Genomic DNA, 2,527 nt, shown 5'->3' on the forward strand with positions numbered 1-2,527 from the left:
GCCTGAGGGGTTTCCGGGCCGCCCGTGCCGCCGGGCCCCGGCCGCCTCTCCGCTCGGGTAGGTCGGTCGGTGCCGATCGGGCCGTCCCCGGGGTGCCGGGTGGCCAGAACGTCGCGCGAGGTGTTCCGGCAGGGTCGCTCGCCGGGCAAGAGTGATCGGTGTCACACACACCGCCCCGCCGCTGGTGGGGATCGCTCGAGCAGGAGGCGCACGATGGCGATCGAACTGAATCAGATCTGGGACATGCCGATCAAGGAGTTCCACCCGCTCCCCAAGGCGCTGTTGGGGGTGGGGGCGCACGACATCCTCGGCGTGGAGGCCAAGAAGTTGGGGATGACCCGCGTCCTCATCATGACCACCGGGTTGCGCGGATCGGGGATCATCGAGGAGCTCAAGGGCAAGATCGAGTACCAGGGTCTCGACGTCGTGGTCTTCGACAAGGTCGAGTCCAACCCCAAGGACTACAACGTCATGGACGCCGCGGCGCTCTACAACTCCGAGAAGTGCGACGGCATCATCTCGGTGGGCGGAGGCTCCAGCCACGACGCCGCCAAGGGCGCACGCGTGGTGATCGCCCACGACGGCCGCGACATCAACGAGTTCCAGGGCTTCTCCAAGTCCACCAACTTCGAGAACCCTCCGCACATCGCCGTGTCCACCACAGCGGGAACCGGTGCGGAGACCTCGTGGGCGTACGTCATCACCGACACCTCGGACATGGACCACCCGCACAAGTGGGTCGCGTTCGACGACGCCAGCCTGGTCTCGCTGGCGATGGACGACCCGCTCCTCTACTACTCCTGCCCCCAGCACTTCACCGCGTACTGCGGGTTCGACGTCCTCGCGCACTGTTCGGAGCCGTACGTGTCGCGGCTCGACTTCGCCCCCTCGCTGGGCAACGCGTTGTACGCGACCAAGCTCGTGGCGGACAACCTCACCACGGCCGTGTACGACCCGCGCAACCTCGACGCGCGCACCGGGATGATGAACGCGCAGTACATCGCCACCCAGGCGTTCAACTCGGGCGGACTCGGGATGATCCACTCGATGTCCCACGCGATCAGCGCGTACTACGACACCCACCACGGCCTGAACAACGCGATCGCGCTGCCCCGGGTGTGGGAGTACAACCTGCCGGCCCGTTATCAGCGGTACGCCGAACTCGCCCCGCAGATGGGCGTGGACACCCGGAACATGACGACCGTCCAGGCGGCCGACGCCGCGGTGGAGGCCGCCATCCGGTTGTCCAAGGACGTCGGCATCCCGGACAACTTCAGCCAGATCACGCCGGGGCTGTACGAGAAGAACCAGATGGACACGGGCAAGTACAAGGGCAAGGGCGACAGGATCGACACCTCCGCGGAGAACGTCCGCAGGATCGCCGAGCACATGATGGGTGACGCGTGTACCCCGGGCAACCCGCGCGAGTCCACGGTCGAGTCCCTGATCCCCATGGTCGAGCACGCCATGACCGGCTCCTACTGATCGGCGAGGACGGAAAGGGCCCGACCATGGGTGTCATCCCAGACCGCCCCGACGAGGCGGGAACCGCTGACGCGGCGATCGACGTCGACCTCCTCCGGGAGGCGCTGCGGGCGACGGGGTACATCGTCGACCGGGAGTTGGCGACCGTCGTGCACCTGGCGACGGTCCTCGACAGGCCGCTGCTGCTGGAGGGCCCGGCCGGTGTGGGGAAGACCGAACTGGCCAAGTCGCTCGCGACCGCGTTCGGGCGTCGGTTGGTCCGGCTGCAGTGTTACGAGGGCCTGGACGACGCCCGGGCGCTGTACGAGTGGGACTACGCCAAGCAGCTGCTGCACGTCCAGATGCTCCGGGACCGGATCACGGCCGAACTGCAGGCTCACGAGGACCTCGGCGCCGCCTCGGCAGCGCTGGCGGAGATGGAGGTGGGGATCCACGGCGAGGACTTCCTGGTGACCAGGCCGCTGCTCGAGGCCATCACCTCCGAGGACCCGGTCGTCCTGCTCATCGACGAGATCGACCGCACCGAGGAGTCGCTCGAGGCGATGCTGTTGGAGGTGCTCGCGGAGAAGCAGGTGACGATCCCCGAGCTCGGGACCTTTCGCGCGCGAACGACTCCCTGGGTGGTGCTCACCTCCAATGACACGCGGGAGCTGTCCAGCGCCCTCAAGCGCCGGTGCCTGCACTTCCACGTGGACTTCCCGGACGCCGCGAGGGAGACGGAGATCGTCCGGTCCCGGGCGCCCGAGGTGTCGGAACCGGTCGCGGCCGACGTGGTGGACAAGGCGCGCCGACTGCGTGAGATGCCCCTGCGCAAGGCCCCGTCGATCTCCGAGGTGGTGGACGCGGCGCGGGCCGCGTCCGTGTGGGAACCGGACAGCCCGGAGCTCGGCTGGGTGCTGGCCGCCGCCCTCCTGAAGTACCGGTCCGACGACGACGCCGCGCGTGAGGTGCTCACGGGGGTGCACGACGGGATGCTCGCCCACGGCGAGCCGCCCGGTGGTGGCACCGCGGCGACGCAGGAGGCGGCGCGCGGTCGAGGGGG

Annotated in this window: 2 protein-coding genes; both read left to right on the plus strand. The window is 68.8% G+C overall.

All coding sequences use genetic code 11. The features are described from left to right. Positions 1 to 213 precede the first annotated feature (213 nt). Positions 214 to 1,485: an NDMA-dependent methanol dehydrogenase gene (gene mdo, locus IY392_RS16200; protein WP_107755406.1), complete on the plus strand. Its 1,272-nt coding sequence runs from the start codon at positions 214 to 216 to the stop codon at positions 1,483 to 1,485. Positions 1,486 to 1,511: 26 nt separating this feature from the next. Then, the coding region (locus IY392_RS16205; RefSeq protein ID WP_228549525.1) for a MoxR family ATPase at positions 1,512 to 2,527 on the plus strand (1,016 nt) is incomplete at its 3' end.

The sequence above is a fragment of the Dietzia sp. SYD-A1 genome, assembly GCF_015356725.1.
In the GTDB taxonomy this organism is placed as follows: Bacteria; Actinomycetota; Actinomycetes; order Mycobacteriales; family Mycobacteriaceae; genus Dietzia.

Bases quoted from the DNA above. Each gene is read 5' to 3' on its own strand.
- mdo (WP_107755406.1), top strand. From the start codon at position 214: ATGGCGATCGAACTGAATCAGATCTGGGACATGCCGATCAAGGAGTTC.